This window comes from Kitasatospora sp. NPDC015121 (genome assembly GCF_055562955.1).
Window position 1 is genome coordinate 1 of the sequence record NZ_JBVHEH010000104.1, and the last position, 1,412, is coordinate 1,412.

General features: G+C 63.3%; 1 protein-coding gene. It reads left to right on the forward strand.

The window, feature by feature from the left end; genetic code table 11:
* Positions 1-78: 78 nt before the first annotated feature.
* On the forward strand, positions 79-1,412 hold a 1,334-nt coding region (locus ACZ3J7_RS41035; protein WP_352102051.1), incomplete at its 3' end, for an IS30 family transposase.

Sequence of the window (1,412 nt, forward strand, 5' to 3'; positions counted from 1 at the left end):
GGACGCAACATTCGAGGTCAGGAGGGTGTTGTGGGTCGTCCATCGGATTGGGTGCGGGAAGTAACGGGCAGGGCTCCGATGAGGTCACCGGGAGCGCCGGGCCATCCACGGTCGAAGGAACGAGATTTTTGGGAGCAGATCAGTACTGGCAAGCTTCCTCGCGAGGCAGCTGACGCTGTCGGCGTGGGACAGCCTGCGGGCCAGCGGTGGTTCCGGCACGCTGGCGGGATGACGCCGTACTCGTGGCCCGCGCCGGCAGGCAGGTACCTCTCTTTGGCAGAGCGTGAGGAAATCGCGATCCTGCACGCCACAGGCCATGGGGTGCGCTCGATAGCGGGTGCCATCGGGAGGAGCCCGTCGACGATCTCGCGGGAGTTGCGGCGTAACGCTGCCACGCGTGGCGGCACGCTCGAGTACCGCGCCAGCGTGGCGCACTGGAAAGCCGAGTTGTTTGCTCGTCGCCCGAAGACCGCCAAGCTCGCGGCAAACGATCGGTTACGGCACTACGTCGAGGACCGACTCTCAGGCCAGATCACCAAGCCGGGCGGCGATGCTGTCGCCGGACCGCTCGAACGGCAATGGAAGGGCTTGAACAAGCCGCATCGGCAGGACCGCCGATGGGTGAAAGCGTGGAGCCCTGAGCAGATTTCGCACCGGCTACCGATCGATTTCCCGGATGATGAGTCCATGCGGATCAGCCACGAAGCCATCTACCAGTCCCTGTTCATCGAGGGTCGCAGTGCGCTGCGCCGCGAACTCATCTTGTGCCTGCGCACCGGCCGCGCTCTTCGGATGCCACGCGCGAGAGCGAAACGCGTTGCCTGGGCCCATGTGACACCGGACGTACTCATCAGCGAGCGTCCCGAAGAAGCCGACGACCGTGCGATCCCCGGGCACCACGAAGGTGATCTCATCATCGGCACGGACAGGTCCGCGATCGGCACCATCGTCGAGCGCACAACCGGATACACCACCCTCGTGCACCTGCCTCGGGAACAAGGGTGGCGACAGCAACCGATCACCAAGAACGGGCCGGCACTGTCGGGATACGGAGCGGTGTCGATGAACAGAGCGTTGGCACAGGCACTGGCGTCGATGCCCACCGAACTCAAACGCTCGCTGACCTGGGACCGAGGAAAGGAAATGTCCGCACACGCCCAGTTCACCATCGACACCGGGCTGAAGGTGTACTTCGCCGATCCACACAGCCCATGGCAACGAGGTACCAACGAGAATGCGAATGGACTACTGCGCCAATACTTTCCGAAGGGAACTGATCTCTCGCGATGGAGCCCAGACGATCTCGCGGCAGTCGCACACGCTCTCAACACGCGACCACGGAAACGACTCCAATGGCGAACCCCCGCTGAAGCTTGGGACGAACACCTACGATCAATTCAACAGCAACGTGT